Consider the following 20378-nt stretch of genomic DNA (forward strand, 5'->3'; position numbering starts at 1 on the left):
AGGTCAACTCATGGGTTACAGAAAATTAGGTCGTACTTCTGATCAACGTAAAGCTATGTTACGTGACTTAGCTACTTCACTTATCGTTAGTGAGCGCATTGAAACTACAGAAGCTCGTGCAAAAGAAGTTCGTAGTGTTGTTGAGAAATTAATCACTTTAGGTAAAAAAGGAGATTTAGCTTCTCGTCGTAATGCTGCAAAAACATTACGTAATGTTGAAATCTTAAATGAAGATGAAACTACACAAACTGCACTTCAAAAATTATTCGGTGAAATTGCTGAACGTTACACAGAACGTCAAGGTGGTTACACTCGTATTCTTAAAGTAGGTCCTCGTCGCGGAGACGGTGCTGAATCAGTTATCATCGAATTAGTAGATTAATTCAAGATATAAATACACTAACTACTTATATGTAAAGCAAATGAGTGCAACGATAATGTTTGCCACATACAAATATTGTCTAGCTCAGAGTGCCCCATCAATTAAATATATTTCAAAGCGTGAACTCAACTAAAATATGATGGGGTGCGCGCTTTTTTATTTTCAAAGAAGCAATTAGCTTCTATTCAACCAATAAATTATCATATATAATACTAAGAACTCAAATGGTCATAGTTTATATTGAAAAATCGCATTAGTTGACCTAAATGAAAGCTTTTATTTAGTTTTTCAGTTTTAGTCATCCTTAATAGGGGGCAGGACAATGGATTCGAAATGAATTCTGTCCGGTCCCTTTTTATTTTGAAAAAATGAAATAAAACAATAATATACATGCAATTCATATTCATGTAAACTATACTAGTACAAAGTTTTAGGAGGGATTCTAGTGGAGGCGAATAACACTAATATTATTGAACTTAAGCAAGTTGACTTTCAATATCAAGGCGATGCAGCCTTCACATTAAATAATGTATCCTTTAAGATTCCTAAAAATCAATGGACTTCAATTGTTGGACATAATGGGTCAGGAAAATCAACAATAGCTAAATTAATAGTTGGTATTGAAATTGCGACCAATGGTACGATTATTTTCAATCAATCACCTATCTCTAATAATGATTTCAAAGATATACGAGAACACGTTGGAATTGTCTTCCAAAATCCAGAAAATCAATTTGTGGGTTCGATTGTCAAATACGATGTTGCGTTTGGTTTAGAGAACCACGCTGTTCCAACTGAAAAAATGAAAGAAATAGTAGCACAATCTATTAGTGACGTTGGAATGACCGATTATGCAGATAGTGAACCACATTCATTATCAGGAGGACAAAAGCAACGAGTAGCTATTGCAGGTGTATTAGCATTAAGTCCTTCAGTCATTATATTAGATGAAGCGACATCTATGTTAGACCCTCAAGCCAAGAAATCATTGATGAGTTTAATACAAGAAGTTAAAGCAACTAAAGATGTAACAATTATTTCGATTACTCATGACTTAACTGAGGCGCTTGAAGGCGATCATGTCATAGTAATGAACCAAGGGACAGTTTATAAAGAAGGAAATCCACAAACAATATTTAAAGATATAAAAATGTTACAAGAAATTGGATTAGATTTACCTTTCTCAATGAAAATCAATCAACTTTTAGGATTTGATGATCACTTTATTACTTACGAAGGGTTGGTCGAAAAGCTATGAAAATTAAGTTTAATGATGTTATCTACACCTATCAACAGGGTACACCATATGAGTATAAAGCGTTAGACCACATTAATTTAACTATTGAGCAGGGTAAATACTATGCAATTGTTGGACAAACTGGAAGTGGAAAATCAACTTTAATTCAGCATTTCAATGGGTTATTAAAACCTACTAATGGCAATATTGAGCATGATGAACTTACGATTCATTCTAAAACTAAAGATAAATTTATTAGATCAATCAGACAAAAAGTTGGACTAGTATTTCAATTTCCTGAATCACAATTATTTGAAGATAATATTGAAAGAGAAATTGAGTTTGGACCTAAGAATTTTGGAATGAATGTTGAAGAAGTGAAAGAAAGAGCTTTTGATTTATTGTTAGAGTTAGGTTTTCCAAGAAATGTTATGTCTTTGTCACCATTCCAAATGTCTGGCGGCCAAATGCGTAAAATTGCAATTGTTTCAATCTTAGCTATGAACCCGGATGTCATTGTTTTAGATGAACCTACTGCTGGATTAGACCCAAAGAGCCGTCAACAAGTAATGGAGCTATTTAAAGAAATACAACTAAAACAAAATAAAACAATCATACTTGTATCTCATGATATGAATGAAGTTGCGAAATATGCTGAAGAAATTATCGTGATGAATGATGGAAATATTATCGAGCAAGACACACCAAAAGAGTTGTTTAGACAAGGTAGTAAACTTGAAGAGTGGCATATAGACTTACCAGATATTGTTCAGTTACAACGTGATATTGAAATTAAACATGGTATCAAATTTAAGACAATCGCACTTACTGAGAAGGAATTTGTAAGTATGTACCAGGAGTGGCAACATCATGAAGAATAAATTAATTATAGGTAGATATTTACCTAATAACTCTGTAATTCATCAGCTAGATCCACGAGCTAAAGTTTTATTTGTATTTATGTTTATTATTTTAATATTTTTTGCTCATTCTTTTGCAACGTTTGGGTGGATTATTTTATTAATTTTAATGTTTATGTTTTTAGCGAAGATTAAATTATGGTTTTTAATTAAAGGATTAACACCAATATTTATTTTTACTATATTCACATTCTTCATGCATATCTTCTTCACACACGGTGGTACAAGATTAGTTGATTTTGGAATTATTAAAATTGATAGTGCTGGTATTTTAGAAGGTATCTTTATTTCATTACGTCTCATCACAATTGTTATGGTTGCAACAATAATGACGCTATCAACGAGCCCAATCGATTTAACAGATGCTTTTGAAAAATTGCTAACGCCATTAAAATGGTTTAAATTGCCTGTGCATCAATTAAGCATGATTATGTCAATCGCTTTAAGATTCATTCCAACTTTAATGGATGAATTAGATAAAATCATACTAGCTCAAAAATCACGAGGTTCTGAGTTAAGTTCGGGTGGCTTAATGACACGTATAAAAGCATTTCTTCCTTTAATGATTCCATTATTTATCTCAGCTTTTCAAAGAGCAGAGGAATTAGCAATTGCTATGGAAGTACGTGGTTATGATGCTAATGTAGAACGAACAAGTTATAGAAAGCTACAATGGCATATTGGGGACACGATGTGCTTAATAAGTATCATCCCAATAGCCATAGTATTATTAGTATTAAAATATATTGGAGTGTAATACAGTGCGTATACTTGTTAATATTTCTTATCAAGGAAGTCAATTTCTAGGGTTTCAAATTCAACAGCAAGGAAGAACTGTGCAACAACAATTTGAAAAGATATTGAAGCGTATGCATCGGAGACATGTTCGCATTCATCCTTCTAGTCGTACAGACAGAGGTGTACATGCGTATGAACAATTTTTTCATTTTGATACAGACTTAAATATTGAACCAAAGCAATGGAAGTATGCGATGAATAGTGCTTTACCTGATGATATTTACGTCAAAGAAGTTCAACAAGTCGATGATCATTTTCATTGTCGTTATGACTGTCTAGGTAAGCGATATCGTTATAAAGTATATCAAGCAACGCATCGTAATCCTTTTGAAAGTGGCTTAAAGACATTTATTAAGGAAAATTTAGATTATTCTAAGATGAATGAAGCTGCAAAACATTTCATTGGAACACATGATTTTACAGGATTCTGCTCTCAAAAGACTGAAGTCGAAAGCAGAGTACGTACGGTATATCAAAGTGAAATCATTCAAACAAATGAAGGGTTTGACTATGTTGTAACAGGGTCAGGGTTTTTATATAATATGGTTCGTGTGTTAGTAGCGTTTCTAATTGAAGTAGGAAAAGGTAAACGTCATCCAAGTGAAGTGCCAACGCTATTAAATGAAAAGAATAGAGATAATGTACCATTTACAGCACCTGCAGAAGGTCTCTATTTAGAGAAGATATATTTAGCAGAAAACGACTTAATAACAGACTTTGGAAACAATATTAAAATTCATCGTAAAAAATCATTACAAAATGACTAAATTGCATTGACAAACGGAGCTATAAAATATAACATAGATAACGGTATTGTTTTATATCCACCCCATGATAAGCCCCGGAAACTTATTGTGTTACAAGATATATAAGCAAATTATACAGGAATAAAATAAATGAACATTTACGCTTTGAAAATCGTAACAGAATGAATAGATTGCAGGCCTCGTTCGTAGGTTCGACTGCGATACGTACCTGTAATCTAAAACGAAGCATTTATTTTTAGGAGGACAATTATTATGCGTCAAACATTTATGGCAAATGAATCAAACATTGAGCGCAAATGGTATGTTATTGATGCTGAAGGCCAAACATTAGGTCGTTTATCATCTGAAGTAGCATCTATCTTACGCGGTAAAAATAAAGTAACTTATACACCACACGTTGACACTGGTGATTATGTAATCATCATTAACGCTGCTAAAATCGAATTAACTGGTAAAAAAGAATCAGATAAAATTTATTATCGTCACTCAAACCACCCAGGCGGTATCAAATCAGTTACAGCTGGTGAGTTAAAACGTAACAATCCAGAACGTTTACTTGAAACTTCAATCAAAGGTATGTTACCAAGTTCACGTTTAGGTGAAAAACAAGGTAAAAAATTATTTGTATATGGTGGCGCTGAACATCCACACGCTGCACAACAACCAGAAAACTACGAGTTACGTGGTTAATTAGAAGGAGGAAATTACATTGGCACAAGTTGAATATAGAGGCACAGGCCGTCGTAAAAACTCAGTAGCACGTGTACGTTTAGTACCAGGTGAAGGTAATATCACAGTTAACGAACGTGACGTACGTGAGTACTTACCATTCGAATCATTAATCTTAGACTTAAACCAACCATTTGATGTTACAGAAACTAAAGGTAACTATGATGTATTAGTTAACGTACACGGTGGTGGTTTCACTGGACAAGCACAAGCTATCCGTCACGGAATCGCACGTGCATTATTAGAAGCAGATCCTGAATACAGAGGTTCTTTAAAACGCGCAGGTCTATTAACTCGTGACCCACGTATGAAAGAACGTAAAAAACCAGGTCTTAAAAAAGCACGTCGTTCTCCACAATTCTCAAAACGTTAATTGCCAAAGCTGTTGCGAATTTATTCGCTTACAGATTTGGAACGTTCAAAGCACTTCTCAACTTTGAGAAGTGTTTTTTTGTATGCAATAAAAGCTAGAGATTCATAAAACCTCTAGCTTTTGAACTTTATATTTATTTTTTAAATACTTCTTCTACAACTTCTGTCATATCATTATGAATGACTAAATCTGCTTTTCTATCATATGGTGTTTTATCTCGATTAATAATGACTAAATTATCTCCTGTGAAGTTTGATATGAAACCCGCAGCGGGTTGAACCACAAGCGATGAACCTAATACAATCACAGTATCTGCCTTTTGAATTTTATCAAGCGCACGGAAAACAGTTGGTTGATCCAACATTTCACCATATAAGACAATGTCAGGTCGAATAACTTCACCACATGATTCACAATATCTTAATTCATGTTCCATTACATATGATTTTGTATATTCTTTACCACACTTAATGCAATAGAACCGATTTAGTGTACCATGAATTTCATCGATATTCTGACTTCCAGCATCTTCATGTAAGCCATCGATATTTTGTGTGATGACACCTAAAGATTTACCTTCTCTCTCTAACTCAGCGATCCATTCATGAACAATATTTGGTTTTTTATCAGCTACAAGTAAACGTTTATGATAAAAATCAATAAAGCTTTCTTTATTATCATTAAGATGGTCAACACTCAATAAATATTCAGGAGAATAGCCATCTTTAGATATTTCATCAAATAGTCCACCCATTGATCGGAAATCAGGAATACCACTTGCGACAGAAACACCTGCACCTGTAAAGAATACAATGTTATTTGATTTATCTACAATTTCTTTTAATTTTTCTATCTTATTGCTCATTGAAAACACTCCATATACAGAATTTAATGCTTACTTTTGGTAAAATAATTTTAATATTACTTATATATCTATTACAACATACAATCAAATACACTTTCTAGAAATAATGTCTTAATTTATAAATGCAGAAAGTTAGATTATTGACGAAAAGTATTAGAGTTCACTAGATTAATAGTATAAAATTAATATGCGCAAATAAACTTTGTAAATTCAAGTATTCATTTATTATAATAATACTTGAAAATGTGATGTGGGAAGTGAAGAATTGAATGAATAAATACGATCGTTTAGATGAAATTACTAAACTCGTAAATCAAAAGGGTACCGTCAGAACAAATGAAATTGTAGAAGAATTAAATGTATCAGATATGACGGTACGACGTGATTTAGCAGAACTCGAAGAAAAAGGTTTGCTCACTAAAATTCATGGTGGCGCAAGAAGTAATTCCATCTTTCAATTTAAAGAGAAATCACATCAAGAGAAACACACACACAATATAGAAGAAAAACGTAGTGTTGCACGTAAAGCAATTCAAATAATTGAAGAAAATGATACGATTTTTCTGGGACCAGGTACTACTATTGAGTGCTTAGCAGAAATAATGGAGTTGAAATCATTAACAGTTATTACCAATTGTTTTCCTGTATTTAAAATATTATTCGAAAAAAGATCGATTAATTTCAAAGTTTATTTACTAGGTGGCGAAATGAGAGATTTAACTGAATCCTTTGTAGGAGAAATGGCTAATACACTACTGAAAACAATGCGATTTAGTAAAATGTTTTTTAGTTGTAATGGCATAAAAGATATCGATGTACTCACTTCGACTATTGATGAAGCATATACTCAACAATTGGCTTTGGAGCGTTCTGTTGAAAAGTACTTACTAGTAGACTCATCAAAATTAGGAAAAGAAGACTTCACTCAATTATGCAAGTTAGACGATTTAACTGCCGTCATCATTGATAAGGGTGATATAGATAACATAGAGAAATTAAAATTACATACTGAAGTGATTGATTAAATCACACTATAAGCCTGATATTGTTTGAAATTGAACAATATTAGGCTTTTTTGTCTTTCTAAAAGATTAAACAAACATAAATAAAACTTATTTGTTTAAAACAACTAATTATCAAACAATATTCAAACATTTAATGTTGATTAATTGTTTATTTATGTTTATAATTTAAACATAAAGAGTTGAAAGCGCTTTTTCACAATATAAAAATAGACACATATATGTGAATCAATTTATTAAAGGAGAATGATTATGACAGTTATTATTGGTTCAGATGTAGACGGTAAACGACTCAAAGAAGTAGTAAAAGCATTTTTAAAAGAAAATAATCATGAAGTAGTAGATGTGACAGAAGGCAAGGATGTAGACTTTGTTGATTCAACATTAGCCATTGCTCAAGAAGTACAAAAGAATGATGAAAATTTAGGCATAGCAATTGATGCATTTGGCGCAGGAAGTTTCATGGTAGCTACGAAAGTTAAAGGGATGATTGCAGCAGAAGTTTCAGACGAAAGATCTGCTTACATGACACGTGGTCACAATAATGCACGTATGATTACGATGGGTTCAGAAATAGTTGGAGATACACTTGCTAAGCATGTCGCTAAAGAATTTGTAAATGGACACTATGACGGTGGTCGTCATCAAATCCGTGTAGATATGTTAAATAAAATGTGCTAAATAGGAGGACTTTAATATGAAAATAGCTATTGGTTGCGATCATATTGTAACAGACACAAAAATGGCAGTTTCAAAACATTTAAAAGAACAAGGACACGAAGTAATTGATGTAGGAACTTACGATTTCACAAGAACACACTATCCAATTTTCGGTAAGAAAGTTGGTGAAGCTGTAACAAGTGGAGAAGCGGATTTAGGCGTATGTATTTGTGGAACAGGAGTTGGAATAAGTAACTCTGCTAATAAGGTGCCTGGCGTACGTACTGCTTTAGTTCGTGATATGACTACAGCACTATATTCTAAAGAAGAATTAAACGCAAATGTCGTAAGTTTTGGTGGAAAAATTGTAGGTGAACTTTTCATCTTCGATATTGTAGATGCTTTCATAAAAGCTGAATATAAGCCGACAGAAGAAAATAAAAAATTAATAGCTAAAATTGAACATTTAGAAGCACATAACGAAAAACAAGCTGATCCTCATTTCTTCGATGAATTTTTAGAAAAATGGGACAAAGGTGAATATCACGATTAAGGGTGACAATCTATGATTCTAACATTAACACTAAATCCTTCGATTGATATTTCATATTCTTTAGATCAAATTAATCTAGATACAGTGAATCGCGTTAATAAAACGATTAAAACTGCAGGAGGAAAGGGATTAAATGTAACTCGAGTTCTATCAGAATATGGGGAAGATGTTGAAGCAAGTGGATTCTTAGGTGGTAAGTTGGGAGAATTCATTGAGCAACAGTTAAACAACGCTCAAATTAAGCATAACTTTTTTAAGATTAAAGAAGAAACGCGTAATTGTATTGCTATTCTCCATGAAGGACAACAAACGGAGATCCTTGAGCAGGGTCCTTCAATTACCAAGGATGAAGCTACGGAATTTAAAACACATCTAACACATCTATTAAAAAGAGCTAAAGTCATTGCTATTTCTGGTAGTTTACCAAAGGGCTTAAAGTCGGATTACTATGCCGATTTAATTCAGTTAGCTGAACAACATCAAATATCGACTGTGCTCGATAGTTCGGGTCAATCTTTACTAGATGTCCTACTTAGTGAATATAAACCAACGGTAATTAAACCAAATATCGATGAGTTAGCACAATTGTTACAAACTAAAGTAACCACTGAAGTTGAATGTCTCAAAGATGCAGTGAATCAACCAATTTTTGACGGTATAGAGTGGATTATTGTTTCGCTAGGAAGCCAAGGTGCTTTCGCTAAACATCGCAATAAGTATTATAAAGTGAATATTCCTCACATAGAAGTGGTGAATCCTGTTGGATCTGGTGATTCAACTGTTGCAGGCATTGCTTCGGGATTAATCCATCATGATGAGGATGAAAGTTTATTGAAAAAAGCTAATGCATTTGGAATGTTAAATGCAATGGAAAGCCAAACAGGACATATTAATGTAAATAAATTTGACGAAATATTCCAACAAATTGAAGTTATAGAGGTGTAACTAATGACAAAATCACAACAAAAATTAGCATCAATAGAACAATTAAGTACTAAAGATGGGGTTATCTCAGCTTTAGCATTTGACCAACGTGGTGCTTTGAAAAGAATGATGGCAGAACATCAAACAGAAGAACCAACTGTTGAACAAATTGAACAATTAAAAGTTCTAGTTTCAGAAGAATTAACTAAATATGCGTCATCAATTTTATTAGACCCTGAATATGGACTTCCAGCATCAGATGCTCGTAATAAAGACTGTGGTTTATTATTAGCCTACGAAAAAACAGGTTATGACGTAAACGCTAAAGGTCGCTTACCTGACTGTTTAGTTGAATGGTCAGCAAAGCGCTTAAAAGAGCAAGGAGCTAATGCTGTTAAATTTTTACTTTACTACGATGTTGATGATGCTGAAGAAATTAACATTCAAAAGAAAGCATATATTGAAAGAATTGGATCTGAGTGTGTAGCAGAAGATATACCATTCTTCTTAGAAGTACTAACATACGATGATAATATTCCGGATAATAAGAGTGCTGCGTTTGCAAAAGTAAAACCACGTAAAGTAAATGAGGCAATGAAATTATTCTCTGAAGAACGATTTAATGTGGATGTTCTAAAAGTTGAAGTACCTGTAAATATGAATTATGTAGAAGGATTTGCTGAAGGTGAAGTCGTTTATACAAAAGAAGAAGCGGCTCAATATTTCCGTGATCAAGAGGCTTCTACACAATTACCTTATATCTATTTAAGTGCTGGTGTATCTGCAGAATTATTCCAAGAAACATTAAAATTTGCACACGAAGCTGGTGCTAAATTTAACGGCGTACTTTGTGGTCGTGCAACGTGGTCAGGTGCAGTGAAAGTATATATCGAACAAGGTGAAGAGGCTGCACGTGAATGGTTACGTACAACTGGTTTCAAAAATATTGATGATTTAAATAAAGTACTAGAAACAACTGCAACATCATGGAAATCAAAATAATTTAAAGGAGGCGTTAATGATGAATAGAGAAGAAGTGCAATTACTTGGGTTTGAAATTGTAGCATATGCTGGCGACGCTCGTTCTAAGTTGTTAGAAGCACTAACAGCAGCTAAAAATGGGGAGTTAGATAAAGCTGAAGAATTAACTGAAGAAGCCAATGAATGTATTGCAAATGCTCACAAAGCGCAAACAAGTTTATTAGCTAAAGAGGCACAAGGAGAAGACATTGCTTATAGTGTAACAATGATGCATGGTCAAGACCATTTAATGACAACACTACTGTTAAAAGATTTGATGAAACATCTATTAGAATTATATAGAAGAGAGAGTTGAATGCTATGAACAAATTAATTGCTTGGATTGAGAAAGGTAAACCGTTCTTTGAAAAAATATCTCGCAATATTTATTTAAGAGCAATTCGTGATGGATTTATTGCGGCAATCCCAATTATCTTATTCTCTAGTATTTTTATTTTAGTTACGTATGTTCCTAACGTGTTTGGTTTTACATGGAGTAAAACTATGGAAGGTATCTTAATGAAACCATATAACTACACGATGGGAATTGTTGGTTTTATTGTAGCAGGTACTACTGCCAAATCGTTAACTGATTCATTTAACCGGAAACTAGATAAAACAAATCAAATTAACTTTATCTCTACGATGATGGCAGCAATGTGTGGGTTCTTATTCCTAGCAGCTGATTCTGCTAAAGATGGCGGATTTTTAAGTGCATTTATGGGAACTAAAGGTTTATTAACAGCCTTTCTTTCAGCATTTATTACTGTAATTGTCTATAACTTCTTTATCAAACGAAATATTACAATCAAAATGCCTAAAGAAGTTCCACCAAATATTTCACAAGTATTTAAGGATATATTCCCGCTATCAGCAGTAATTATTATTTTATATGCGCTAGATTTAATTGTTAGATCAACAGCACATACTAACGTAGCAAATGGCATATTAAAATTATTCGAACCATTATTTACAGCAGCAGATGGATGGGTCGGTGTAACAATTATCTTTGGTGCCTTTGCATTCTTCTGGTTTGTGGGTATCCATGGTCCATCAATTGTAGAACCAGCAATTGCAGCAATTACTTATGCTAACTTAGAAGCAAACTTACATTTAATTCAAGCTGGAGAACATGCTAATAACGTTATTACACCAGGTACTCAAATGTTCGTAGTTACGATGGGTGGTACTGGTGCAACTTTAGTCGTGCCATTTATGTTCATGTGGTTAACGAAATCGAAACGTAATAAAGCGATTGGTAGAGCATCTGTAGTACCTACCTTCTTTGGTGTAAATGAACCGATTTTATTCGGTGCACCTTTAGTGTTAAACCCAGTATTCTTTATTCCGTTTATCTTTGCACCAATTGCAAACGTATGGATATTTAAATTCTTCGTCGATGTATTAGGAATGAATAGTTTTAGTATCTTCTTACCTTGGACTACGCCAGGTCCTTTAGGTATCGTGATGGGTACTGGTTTTGCATTCTGGTCATTCGTATTAGCAATCGTCTTAATCGTAGTAGATGTTATCATTTACTACCCATTTGTAAAAGTTTATGATGAACAAATTTTAGAAGAAGAATTAGGAAATAAAGAAGCTAATAATGAATTACAAGACAAAGTGGCAGCAAACTTTGATACTAAAAAAGCAGATGCCATCCTAGCATCAGCTGGAGCATCTGAAGCTAGTCATTCCCAAACAGATCAAGGTAAAGAAGTAGCGCAACAAAGTAACATTACAGAACAAACAAATGTACTTGTATTATGTGCTGGTGGAGGAACTAGCGGATTATTAGCTAACGCTTTAAATAAAGCAGCAGAAGAATACAATGTTCCAGTTAAAGCTGCAGCAGGTGGTTATGGTGCTCACATGGATATTATGAAAGATTATCATTTAATCATATTAGCACCACAAGTGGCTTCAAATTATGAAGACATTAAGCAAGATACAGATCGACTAGGTATTAAATTAGCTAAAACACAAGGTGTTGAATATATTAATTTAACTCGAGATGGCAAAGCAGCATTAGACTTCGTTCAACAACAATTTGAAAAATAATTAGGAGATGAAAGTATAATGAAAAAATTACCAGAAGATTTTATATTCGGTGGTGCGACAGCAGCTTATCAAGCAGAAGGGTCGACTCAAACAGATGGAAAAGGTCGTGTAGCATGGGACACTTATCTTGAAGAAAACTATTGGTATACAGCTGAACCAGCAAGTGATTTCTATAATAAATATCCTATTGATTTAGAATTAAGTGAAAAATTTGGTGTGAATGGCATTCGTATTTCAATTGCATGGTCACGCATATTTCCTAAAGGATATGGTGAGGTTAATCCTAAAGGTGTTGAATACTATCATAATTTATTTAAAGAATGTCATAGAAGACATGTAGAACCATTTGTAACATTACATCACTTTGATACACCAGAGACACTACATAGTGATGGCGACTTCTTAAATCGTAAAACAATCGATTACTTTGTTGAGTATGCAAAATTCTGTTTCGAAGAATTTGAAGAAGTTAATTATTGGACTACATTTAATGAAATCGGGCCTATTGGTGATGGTCAATATTTAGTGGGTAAATTCCCGCCTGGAATTAAGTATGACTTTGCAAAAGTATTCCAATCTCATCATAATATGATGGTCGCACATGCGAAAGCAGTTAAACTATTTAAAGACAATGGATATAATGGGGAAATTGGAGTCGTTCATGCATTACCAACTAAGTATCCATATGATCCTTCAAATCCGGAAGATGTAAGAGCAGCAGAACTTGAAGATATTATTCATAATAAATTTATCTTAGATGCAACGTATTTAGGAAAATATTCTCGTGAAACTATGGAAGGTGTACAACATATTCTTTCTGTCAATGGCGGTAAATTAGATATTACCGATGAAGATTATGCTACATTAGATGCTGCAAAAGATTTAAATGACTTCTTAGGTATCAATTACTATATGAGTGATTGGATGAGAGGATATGAAGGAGAATCAGAAATTACACACAATGCTACTGGAGATAAAGGTGGCTCTAAATATCAACTTAAAGGTGTAGGACAACGTGAATTTGACATAGATGTTCCTCGTACTGATTGGGATTGGATGATTTATCCACAAGGTCTTTATGATCAAATCATGCGTGTAGTTAAAGATTATCCTAATTACCATAAAATTTATATTACTGAGAACGGACTTGGATATAAAGACCAATTTGATGAGGAACGTAAAACTGTAGATGATGATGCACGAATAGATTATGTAAAAAAACATTTAGAAGTCATTTCTGATGCTATTCGTGATGGTGCGAATGTGAAAGGTTACTTCATTTGGTCACTCATGGATGTATTTTCTTGGTCAAATGGTTATGAAAAACGATACGGTCTATTTTATGTCGATTTTGAAACGCAAGAACGTTATCCTAAGAAGAGCGCATATTGGTACAAAGAACTAGCGGAAAGTAAGGAAATAAAATAATTGCTTTTAATATAACTTTGTAACAACCAGCAATGATAGATACAATTGTAAGGTAGGATTGGGAAATGCTAAAATTTAGCTTTTCTCAGTCCTATTTATTTTTTCTTGGCTTGATCACATGAAAAATAATTCAAAAACATATATTCAACTTATTACCACATATGCTTAAAAGCACAATTTAACTTAATTTTCATTTTTGTAACTACATCATTTATACTTAAAGAAAACACATTGGAGTATTATTATGAGAACTTTTAAAAAGATAATATTTAGTTTAATTATTAGCCTAATGATTTTTACATTAGTAGGATGTCAATCAAAAAGTAACAATTCATCTAAATATCAAAGTAATGATAAAAAGCAAGTTGCAACTTTATTTATGCATGGATATGGTGGAACCAATAACTCTGAAAAATATATGGTCAATCAAGCTGTAAAAAAGGTGTCACAAAGGATGTAGTTACAGCGTATGTTTTATCTAACGGAGAAGTTCAGTTTAGTGGCAAAATTTCAAAGAAGTCTAAGAATCCAATTATAAAAATATTATTTGAAGATAATAAAAATGGTGACATAATGCAAAATGCTCAAAACATAAAAAATGTACTTACAAAAATGAAATCAAAATACAATATAGATAATTATATTTTTGTAGCGCATTCAATGGGAAACTTATCTTTTGCTTATTTTATGAAATATTATGGAAATGATAAACAATTACCTCAACTTCAAAAAGAAGTAAATATAGCTGGTACATATAACGGTGTTTTAAATTTAAATGAAAAAGTAAATGAAATTACTGTTGATAAAGATGGTAAGCCTAGTAAAATGAATGCTGATTATGAAAAATTATTAGGTCTAAAAGATGTCTATAAAAATAAAAACATAGAAGTACTAAATATTTATGGTGATTTGAAAGACGGAACACACTCTGATGAAAGGGTATCTAATAGTTCGTCTCGCTCCTTAAAATACTTGTTGGGCAATAGTCCTAAAACATATAAAGAATCTGAATATAAAGGGGAGAAAGCGCAACATAGTGCGCTACATCATAATAAAGAAGTGTCAGATGAAATCATAAATTTTTTATGGCAATAGTAAGTTATAACATAACATGAACACTGAAATAATCTAAGTTTAAAGTGAATTATTGGCGACTAACTGAATCAATTCCAATCTTGCTTGTTCCCCATATACATGAGGCATTATCATGATTTCATCCACTTGATACGTATTTAATAAATAAGTTAATTTTAGATGAATATCTTTAGGCAATCCACTTATGACACGGCTTTTATTTTGCTCAATTTTATTACGTTCACTAGTGCTATAGTTACGTTTTTGAGCAGTATTAATAGAAGGATATGACTTAGGTTGGTTGAGATAATTAATGCGTAAAAGCCATAAATGTAATGCATCTAATAAATCATCAACTTTATTAAGCGTGTTTGCAGTAACTACAAATGTTGACATAATTACATATGGCTCATTAGATTTTGAAATGTCATTCAATTGTTTGTATCGTTTTCGATAATATTCTATTAGGCTATTAATCTTGGTTTGAGATTGTCCCATAAATGCAATGACGAATGGTAGCCCTTTTTGAGCAGCTAATTCCGCACTTCTCTCACTCATACCTAGAATAAACATTTGTGGAGAAGTATCAATTTCAGGTGTTGCTTTGATAGACATGAATCGATGTGGGGCTTCATATTTGTTGCCAAAGTAGTGTAGTAAGTCCTCTATTTGATTGTCTAAATTTGGTTTTGTTGATTTATACTCATTAAGTGCTTCATTTACTTGCTTGAAACTCGGAGAACGACCTAAACCCATATCTACTCTATTAGGATGGCGAGCTTCCATTATTCTAAATTGTTCTGCCACTTTGTATGCACTGTAGTGCGGTAACATGACGCCTCCGCTTCCTATTTTAATAGTTTGTGTTTGCTCTAATAACATCATCATTACGATCTCAGGTGCACTTGACGAAACAGAGAATACATTATGATGTTCAGCAACCCAATATCTTGTATAACCTAATTGTTCAGCAGTTTGGGCTAATGTAATGCTATGATTAAATGCATCATAGGCGTTTCTACCTTCAAAAATTGGAACATAATCTAAAATACTTAATTTCAATTTTTATATGCTCCTTTCAATAATTTTATAGGATAAATTAGATTTAGTTGTATTTTAAATTGAAGGCTTCTATATTGCTATATATTTGTTTGAAATATTATACTTAGTGTAATATTAGCTTTGAAAAAGGTGGCGGATGAATAGTGAAAGCAATCGGATTTGAACAACCGTTTAAATTATCAGATGGAAATTTATTTAAAACTTTTAATTTAGATATACCAGAACCAAAAGTACATGAAATATTAGTTAAAATTCAGTCTATTAGTGTCAATCCCGTTGATACAAAACAGCGATTAATGGATGTATCAAAAGCACCTCGAGTACTAGGATTTGATGCGATTGGTGTGGTTGAATCTGTTGGAAATGAAGTTACTATGTTTAATCAGGGTGACATTGTATATTACTCTGGTTCACCTGATCAAAACGGATCAAATGCAGAATACCAATTGATTAATGAGAGATTAGTAGCTAAGGCACCTAAAAATATTAGCGCTGAGCAGGCAGTAAGCTTACCATTAACCGGTATAACAGCATATGAAACATTGTTTGATGTGTTTGGTATTTCACGCAACCGTAATGAAAATGAAGGTAAAACGTTGTTAATTATAAATGGCGCAGGTGGCGTAGGAAGTATTGCTACTCAAATTGCTAAGGCCTATGGTTTAAGGGTTATTACTACAGCATCGCGTAATGAAACGATTGAGTGGACTAAAAAAATGGGTGCTGATATTGTACTCAATCATAAAGAGAGTTTACTAAATCAATTTAAGACACAAGGTATTGAACTGGTTGATTACGTATTCTGTACATTTAATACGGATATGTACTATGACGACATGATTCAATTAGTGAAACCTAGAGGTCATATTGCTACTATTGTAGCTTTTGAAAATGACCAAGATTTAAATGCTTTGAAACCAAAAAGCTTAAGTTTCTCACATGAATTTATGTTTGCTAGACCATTAAATCAAACTGATGATATGATAAAACATCATGAATATTTAGAAGACATAACAAATAAGGTTGAACAGAATATTTATCAACCTACAACAACTAAAGTTATAGAAGGATTAACTACTGAAAACATCTATCAAGCACACCAAATATTAGAATCCAATACAATGATTGGCAAATTGGTCATTAATTTAAATTAACAAGCTATTATATTTCTTTATAAATGGCGTTTATTCCTATAAAAAAAGGCAATAGGATAAACGTCATTTTATTTTGACTTAAATGTTTAATTAACCATTTTATTGAAAGGATTATTATGATGCGAAAAAAATCAATTAGTTTTGTGTTTTGGATAGCATTAGCTATTTGTACACTATTTGTTTTATACGGCGCTTTTATGCCCAAACAATTGGAAACAGGAACCCAAAACATTACTTCATTTATAGCAAAGAATTTTTCTTGGTATTACTTGTTACTAGTTTTACTCATATTCTTTGTCTGTGTGTATTTATTGTTTTCAAGATATGCATCGATAACGCTTGGCGAAGAAGGTGAAGATCCTGAATTCTCTCTACCATCTTGGTTTGCGATGTTATTTAGTGCTGGTATGGGGATTGGACTAGTATTTTGGACTACTGCAGAACCAATAAGTCACGCATTTACGTTAACCCCTATACATAAAGCAGGTACTCAATCTGCAATCAATGATGCATTTCAATTTTCGTTCTTTCATTGGGGATTACATGCATGGGCAGTATATGGAATTGTAGCATTAGTCTTTGCATATTTTAGTTTCCATAAAGGTTACCCTGGATTAGTAAGTGCAACCCTAGTTCCTATATTTGGTGAAAAATCAATGAAAGGCCCTATAGGTGGTGCAATTGATGTATTAGCTGTTATCGCCACTGTTACAGGAGTCGCAGCAACTCTCGGATTTGGTGCACTTCAAATAAATGAAGGCCTAAATTTCCTATTTAATGTTCCAAACAATTTTGGTACACAGGTAATATTAATTATTATTGCGACTATATTGTTTACATGGTCTGCTTGGTCAGGTATTGATAAAGGGATTAAAACGCTTAGTAACGTCAATATGTTTTTAGCCTTTATTGTACTAATTGGCTTATTTATTGTTGGCCCAACACTTTATATCCTAAATACATTTACAAATGGTTTAGGTAATTATATCTTTAATTTCTTTAGTATGAGTTTACGTATTCCAATGAATGGAGGAGAAAAATTCCAATGGCTCCAAAACTGGACAATATTCTATTGGGCTTGGTGGGTATCATGGGCACCATTCGTGGGTATCTTTATTGCTAGGGTATCTAGAGGTCGTACAATTAAAGAATTTATACTTGGTGTTCTATTTGTACCTGCACTTGTATGTTTCTTCTTCTTTGCTGTATTTGGAGCATCTGCCGTTTATTTACAAGATAAAGGCATTGCTAACATTGCAAAAGAAGCTACTGAAACTGCAACATTTGCTACGTTGGAACATTATCCACTAGGATTTATTCTTAGCATAATCACTCTCGTAGTTATTATGATCTTCTTCGTGACTTCAGCCGATTCAGCAACATACGTATTAGGTATGCTTAGTTCGAAAGGTGACATCAATCCTGCATCATTTGTGAAAGTAAGTTGGGGTATTATTCTAGCATTATTTGCAATGATTATGATTTATACAGGTGGTACACAAGCGATTCAAAACTTATTAATCATTGCCGCTTTACCATTTTCGATAGTTATTATTTTAATGATTTGGTCATTGTTTAAATCATTAAGTATCGATCATCCAAGAACTTCTAATAAGTTTCCAAACATATTACAGTATAAAAGTTCAAAGCAAAAAGAATTGAAAAAATAATAATAAAATATATGTTTTTATTGTGCTAAATTTGGGAATATTCTATCTAGAAAGTAAAACTTTAATAAATATTTATATAATTAAATTAATAGTTTTTCATTAATGTTTTGAAAAATATTTAAAGGGTATTATTTTCTATATAATAATTCAACAATAATTTAGGAGGTGCATACGAGGTGAAAAGGTTAAAAAACTTTATCCTCGGCCTATTAATAGTTGCTATTGTTGGATTCCTATTGTTTATGTACATAAAAGATAGTCGTATATCTAAGTATCAAGACTTCTTCTTACAATTCAATTGGTTCCAACCACTATTAATTGGTTTAGCTGCTCTACTTATATTGATAGGTTTAATATTAGTATTCAGCATCTTTAAACCAACATATAGAAAACCAGGATTATACAAAGATTATGATGACGGTCATATTTATGTATCTCGTAAAGCAGTTGAAAAATCAGCTTACGATACACTTACTAAATACGATCAAGTAAGACAACCTAATGTTGTAGCGAAGCTTTATAATAAGAAAAGCAAATCTTACATTGATATCAAGGCTGACTTCTTAGTACCAAACGATGTACAAGTTAAGTCACTAACTGAAAGTATTCGTTCAGACATTAAGCATAATGTAGAATATTTTACTGAATTACCAGTGAGAAAACTTGAAGTAAATGTCAGAGATCAAAAAACTGCTGGACAACGCGTTCTGTAAGGGAGGGATAACATGGCTGATAATAATAATCAAAATGGACAAGATGCAAGTCAACAAATCATTGACTTCATTAAATCATATAAATGGCGTATCATTGGTTTCTTTGCATTTTTAATTATAGCAATCTTATTCCTAACTTTAGGATTTTGGAAAACAATTTTGGTTATCGTATTATGTTTAATAGGAATTGGTGTTGGGTATATTAAAGACCGTACACAGGATTTCATGAATTTCTTAAATAGATGGAGTTAAACAATTTATTTAAGAACTAAATAATAAAAGACAAAAAAATTCATTTATAAAGGAGAATGTAATATGTCAGTAGATAACAATAACAAAGCTAAACAAGCTTACAATAATCAAACTGGAGTTAATGAAAAAGAAAGAGAAGAACAACAAAAACAAGCTGAACAATACAGAGAACAAAATGAACAACAACAATTTGAAAACAAATTAACTTTCTCAGATGAAGTAGTAGAAAAAATTGCTGGAATCGCAGCTCGTGAAGTTAAAGGTATCTTAGATATGAAAGGCGGTTTCGCTGATAACTTTACTAATGCATTCTCTAGTGGAAACAATGTAACTACTGGTGTTTCTGTAGAAGTTGGCGAAAAACAAGCAGCAATCGACTTAAAAGTAATCTTAGAATATGGTGAATCAGCACCAAAAATCTTCCGTAAAGTTACTGAATTAGTAAAAGAACAAGTTAAATATATCACTGGCTTACAAGTTGTAGAAGTTAACATGCAAGTTGATGATGTTATGACTAAAAAAGAATGGCAACAAAAAAACGAAAAAAACAATAATAATAACAACAACAATTCTGAAAGATCAGGATTACAATAATAATAGATTTAAGAGTCCGGGACATAAAGTTCTTGGATAAGTGAAAAAAGACAATTTCTATTGAAATAATATAGAAATTGTCTTTTTTATAAATTTTTTGATTATTTTCAACTCGTTGAG

23 protein-coding genes and 1 pseudogene are annotated in these 20378 nt (G+C 32.5%); 21 read left to right on the forward strand and 3 right to left on the reverse strand.

What is annotated here, in order from left to right; genetic code table 11:
* The first annotated feature begins 10 nt into the window (after positions 1-10).
* From rplQ to rpsI, 7 genes are all read left to right on the forward strand, one after another.
* Positions 11-382: a 50S ribosomal protein L17 gene (gene rplQ, locus AC1RRU_RS07700; RefSeq protein WP_011275144.1), complete on the forward strand. Its 372-nt coding sequence runs from the start codon at positions 11-13 to the stop codon at positions 380-382.
* A 445-nt stretch (positions 383-827) separates the two neighbouring features.
* A complete protein-coding gene (locus AC1RRU_RS07705; protein WP_011275145.1) occupies positions 828-1640 on the forward strand; it encodes an energy-coupling factor transporter ATPase in 813 nt (270 codons plus the stop codon).
* On the forward strand, positions 1637-2500 hold the full coding sequence (locus AC1RRU_RS07710; RefSeq protein ID WP_070855363.1) for an energy-coupling factor transporter ATPase: 864 nt from the start codon (positions 1637-1639) through the stop codon (positions 2498-2500). Before AC1RRU_RS07705 ends, AC1RRU_RS07710 begins: the two co-directional genes overlap by 4 nt.
* Complete coding sequence (locus AC1RRU_RS07715) at positions 2490-3296, forward strand: energy-coupling factor transporter transmembrane component T family protein (protein WP_037558580.1); 807 nt, start codon at positions 2490-2492, stop codon at positions 3294-3296. The genes AC1RRU_RS07710 and AC1RRU_RS07715 overlap by 11 nt, the downstream gene beginning before the upstream one ends.
* 4 nt (positions 3297-3300) lie before the next feature.
* Positions 3301-4104 (forward strand): tRNA pseudouridine(38-40) synthase TruA, encoded by an 804-nt coding sequence (gene truA / locus AC1RRU_RS07720; RefSeq protein ID WP_037558577.1) that lies wholly within the window; start codon positions 3301-3303, stop codon positions 4102-4104.
* 252 nt (positions 4105-4356) lie between these two features.
* Positions 4357-4794 (forward strand): 50S ribosomal protein L13, encoded by a 438-nt coding sequence (gene rplM / locus AC1RRU_RS07725; protein ID WP_011275149.1) that lies wholly within the window; start codon positions 4357-4359, stop codon positions 4792-4794.
* A gap of 19 nt (positions 4795-4813) precedes the next feature.
* Positions 4814-5206 (forward strand): 30S ribosomal protein S9, encoded by a 393-nt coding sequence (gene rpsI, locus AC1RRU_RS07730; protein ID WP_011275150.1) that lies wholly within the window; start codon positions 4814-4816, stop codon positions 5204-5206.
* Positions 5207-5339: 133 nt separating this feature from the next.
* Here rpsI and AC1RRU_RS07735 read toward each other — a convergent pair whose 3' ends face one another.
* A complete protein-coding gene (locus tag AC1RRU_RS07735) occupies positions 5340-6071 on the reverse strand; it encodes an NAD-dependent protein deacylase (RefSeq protein ID WP_049394552.1) in 732 nt (243 codons plus the stop codon).
* A 269-nt stretch (positions 6072-6340) separates the two neighbouring features.
* On the opposite strand from AC1RRU_RS07735, the gene AC1RRU_RS07740 reads away from it, so the two are divergent.
* The 9 genes and pseudogenes from AC1RRU_RS07740 (at position 6341) to AC1RRU_RS07780 (ending at position 14834) form a co-directional block, all read left to right on the forward strand.
* A complete protein-coding gene (locus AC1RRU_RS07740; RefSeq protein WP_037536036.1) occupies positions 6341-7096 on the forward strand; it encodes a DeoR/GlpR family DNA-binding transcription regulator in 756 nt (251 codons plus the stop codon).
* Positions 7097-7345: 249 nt separating this feature from the next.
* Positions 7346-7774: a galactose-6-phosphate isomerase subunit LacA gene (lacA, locus tag AC1RRU_RS07745; protein WP_037558573.1), complete on the forward strand. Its 429-nt coding sequence runs from the start codon at positions 7346-7348 to the stop codon at positions 7772-7774.
* A 16-nt stretch (positions 7775-7790) separates the two neighbouring features.
* Complete coding sequence (lacB, locus tag AC1RRU_RS07750; RefSeq protein WP_037536041.1) at positions 7791-8306, forward strand: galactose-6-phosphate isomerase subunit LacB; 516 nt, start codon at positions 7791-7793, stop codon at positions 8304-8306.
* Between the two features lie 12 nt (positions 8307-8318).
* The gene (locus AC1RRU_RS07755) at positions 8319-9251 is read left to right on the forward strand and encodes a tagatose-6-phosphate kinase (RefSeq protein ID WP_037558572.1); all 933 of its coding nucleotides are present in this window, start codon (positions 8319-8321) and stop codon (positions 9249-9251) included.
* Between the two features lie 3 nt (positions 9252-9254).
* Positions 9255-10232 (forward strand): tagatose-bisphosphate aldolase, encoded by a 978-nt coding sequence (gene lacD, locus AC1RRU_RS07760; RefSeq protein WP_037558571.1) that lies wholly within the window; start codon positions 9255-9257, stop codon positions 10230-10232.
* 19 nt (positions 10233-10251) lie between these two features.
* Entirely contained in the window at positions 10252-10566 is a 315-nt protein-coding gene (locus AC1RRU_RS07765; RefSeq protein WP_037558570.1) for a PTS lactose/cellobiose transporter subunit IIA, read from the forward strand.
* A gap of 5 nt (positions 10567-10571) precedes the next feature.
* Complete coding sequence (locus tag AC1RRU_RS07770) at positions 10572-12311, forward strand: lactose-specific PTS transporter subunit EIIC (RefSeq protein ID WP_037558604.1); 1740 nt, start codon at positions 10572-10574, stop codon at positions 12309-12311.
* Positions 12312-12326: 15 nt separating this feature from the next.
* Entirely contained in the window at positions 12327-13739 is a 1413-nt protein-coding gene (lacG, locus tag AC1RRU_RS07775) for a 6-phospho-beta-galactosidase (RefSeq protein ID WP_141761354.1), read from the forward strand.
* Positions 13740-13983: 244 nt separating this feature from the next.
* Positions 13984-14834, forward strand: a pseudogene (locus AC1RRU_RS07780) (alpha/beta hydrolase).
* Positions 14835-14873: 39 nt separating this feature from the next.
* Here the strand turns inward: AC1RRU_RS07780 and AC1RRU_RS07785 are convergent.
* Positions 14874-15875, reverse strand: a complete 1002-nt coding sequence (locus tag AC1RRU_RS07785; protein ID WP_049394550.1) for an LLM class flavin-dependent oxidoreductase — start codon at positions 15873-15875, stop codon at positions 14874-14876.
* 143 nt (positions 15876-16018) lie between these two features.
* On the opposite strand from AC1RRU_RS07785, the gene AC1RRU_RS07790 reads away from it, so the two are divergent.
* The 5 genes from AC1RRU_RS07790 (at position 16019) to AC1RRU_RS07810 (ending at position 20258) form a co-directional block, all read left to right on the forward strand.
* Positions 16019-17029 carry a zinc-binding alcohol dehydrogenase family protein gene (locus tag AC1RRU_RS07790; RefSeq protein WP_011275164.1) on the forward strand — a complete coding sequence of 337 codons (1011 nt, stop codon included), beginning with the start codon at positions 16019-16021 and terminating at the stop codon, positions 17027-17029.
* Between the two features lie 119 nt (positions 17030-17148).
* Positions 17149-18699, forward strand: coding sequence for a BCCT family transporter (locus AC1RRU_RS07795; RefSeq protein WP_011275165.1), 1551 nt, complete (start codon positions 17149-17151; stop codon positions 18697-18699).
* Between the two features lie 176 nt (positions 18700-18875).
* The gene (gene amaP, locus AC1RRU_RS07800; protein WP_011275166.1) at positions 18876-19412 is read left to right on the forward strand and encodes an alkaline shock response membrane anchor protein AmaP; all 537 of its coding nucleotides are present in this window, start codon (positions 18876-18878) and stop codon (positions 19410-19412) included.
* Positions 19413-19424: 12 nt separating this feature from the next.
* Positions 19425-19664, forward strand: coding sequence for a DUF2273 domain-containing protein (locus AC1RRU_RS07805; RefSeq protein WP_011275167.1), 240 nt, complete (start codon positions 19425-19427; stop codon positions 19662-19664).
* Positions 19665-19727: 63 nt separating this feature from the next.
* Complete coding sequence (locus AC1RRU_RS07810) at positions 19728-20258, forward strand: Asp23/Gls24 family envelope stress response protein (protein WP_011275168.1); 531 nt, start codon at positions 19728-19730, stop codon at positions 20256-20258.
* Here the strand turns inward: AC1RRU_RS07810 and AC1RRU_RS07815 are convergent.
* Positions 20179-20378: hypothetical protein (locus AC1RRU_RS07815; protein ID WP_136714798.1), on the reverse strand; the 200-nt coding region annotated here is incomplete at its 5' end. The genes AC1RRU_RS07810 and AC1RRU_RS07815 overlap by 80 nt on opposite strands.

The organism is Staphylococcus sp. GW821-FHT11H10, assembly GCF_058807855.1.

Excerpts from the sequence above, each read along its gene's own strand:
- rplQ (WP_011275144.1), top strand. The coding sequence starts at position 11 with ATGGGTTACAGAAAATTAGGTCGTACTTCTGATCAACGTAAAGCTATG.
- AC1RRU_RS07710 (WP_070855363.1), top strand. The coding sequence starts at position 1,637 with ATGAAAATTAAGTTTAATGATGTTATCTACACCTATCAACAGGGTACA.
- AC1RRU_RS07715 (WP_037558580.1), top strand. The coding sequence starts at position 2,490 with ATGAAGAATAAATTAATTATAGGTAGATATTTACCTAATAACTCTGTA.
- rplM (WP_011275149.1), top strand. The coding sequence starts at position 4,357 with ATGCGTCAAACATTTATGGCAAATGAATCAAACATTGAGCGCAAATGG.
- AC1RRU_RS07735 (WP_049394552.1), bottom strand. The coding sequence starts at position 6,071 with ATGAGCAATAAGATAGAAAAATTAAAAGAAATTGTAGATAAATCAAAT.
- AC1RRU_RS07740 (WP_037536036.1), top strand. The coding sequence starts at position 6,341 with ATGAATAAATACGATCGTTTAGATGAAATTACTAAACTCGTAAATCAA.
- lacA (WP_037558573.1), top strand. The coding sequence starts at position 7,346 with ATGACAGTTATTATTGGTTCAGATGTAGACGGTAAACGACTCAAAGAA.
- lacB (WP_037536041.1), top strand. The coding sequence starts at position 7,791 with ATGAAAATAGCTATTGGTTGCGATCATATTGTAACAGACACAAAAATG.
- AC1RRU_RS07755 (WP_037558572.1), top strand. The coding sequence starts at position 8,319 with ATGATTCTAACATTAACACTAAATCCTTCGATTGATATTTCATATTCT.
- lacD (WP_037558571.1), top strand. The coding sequence starts at position 9,255 with ATGACAAAATCACAACAAAAATTAGCATCAATAGAACAATTAAGTACT.
- AC1RRU_RS07765 (WP_037558570.1), top strand. The coding sequence starts at position 10,252 with ATGAATAGAGAAGAAGTGCAATTACTTGGGTTTGAAATTGTAGCATAT.
- AC1RRU_RS07770 (WP_037558604.1), top strand. The coding sequence starts at position 10,572 with ATGAACAAATTAATTGCTTGGATTGAGAAAGGTAAACCGTTCTTTGAA.
- AC1RRU_RS07795 (WP_011275165.1), top strand. The coding sequence starts at position 17,149 with ATGCGAAAAAAATCAATTAGTTTTGTGTTTTGGATAGCATTAGCTATT.
- AC1RRU_RS07805 (WP_011275167.1), top strand. The coding sequence starts at position 19,425 with ATGGCTGATAATAATAATCAAAATGGACAAGATGCAAGTCAACAAATC.
- AC1RRU_RS07810 (WP_011275168.1), top strand. The coding sequence starts at position 19,728 with ATGTCAGTAGATAACAATAACAAAGCTAAACAAGCTTACAATAATCAA.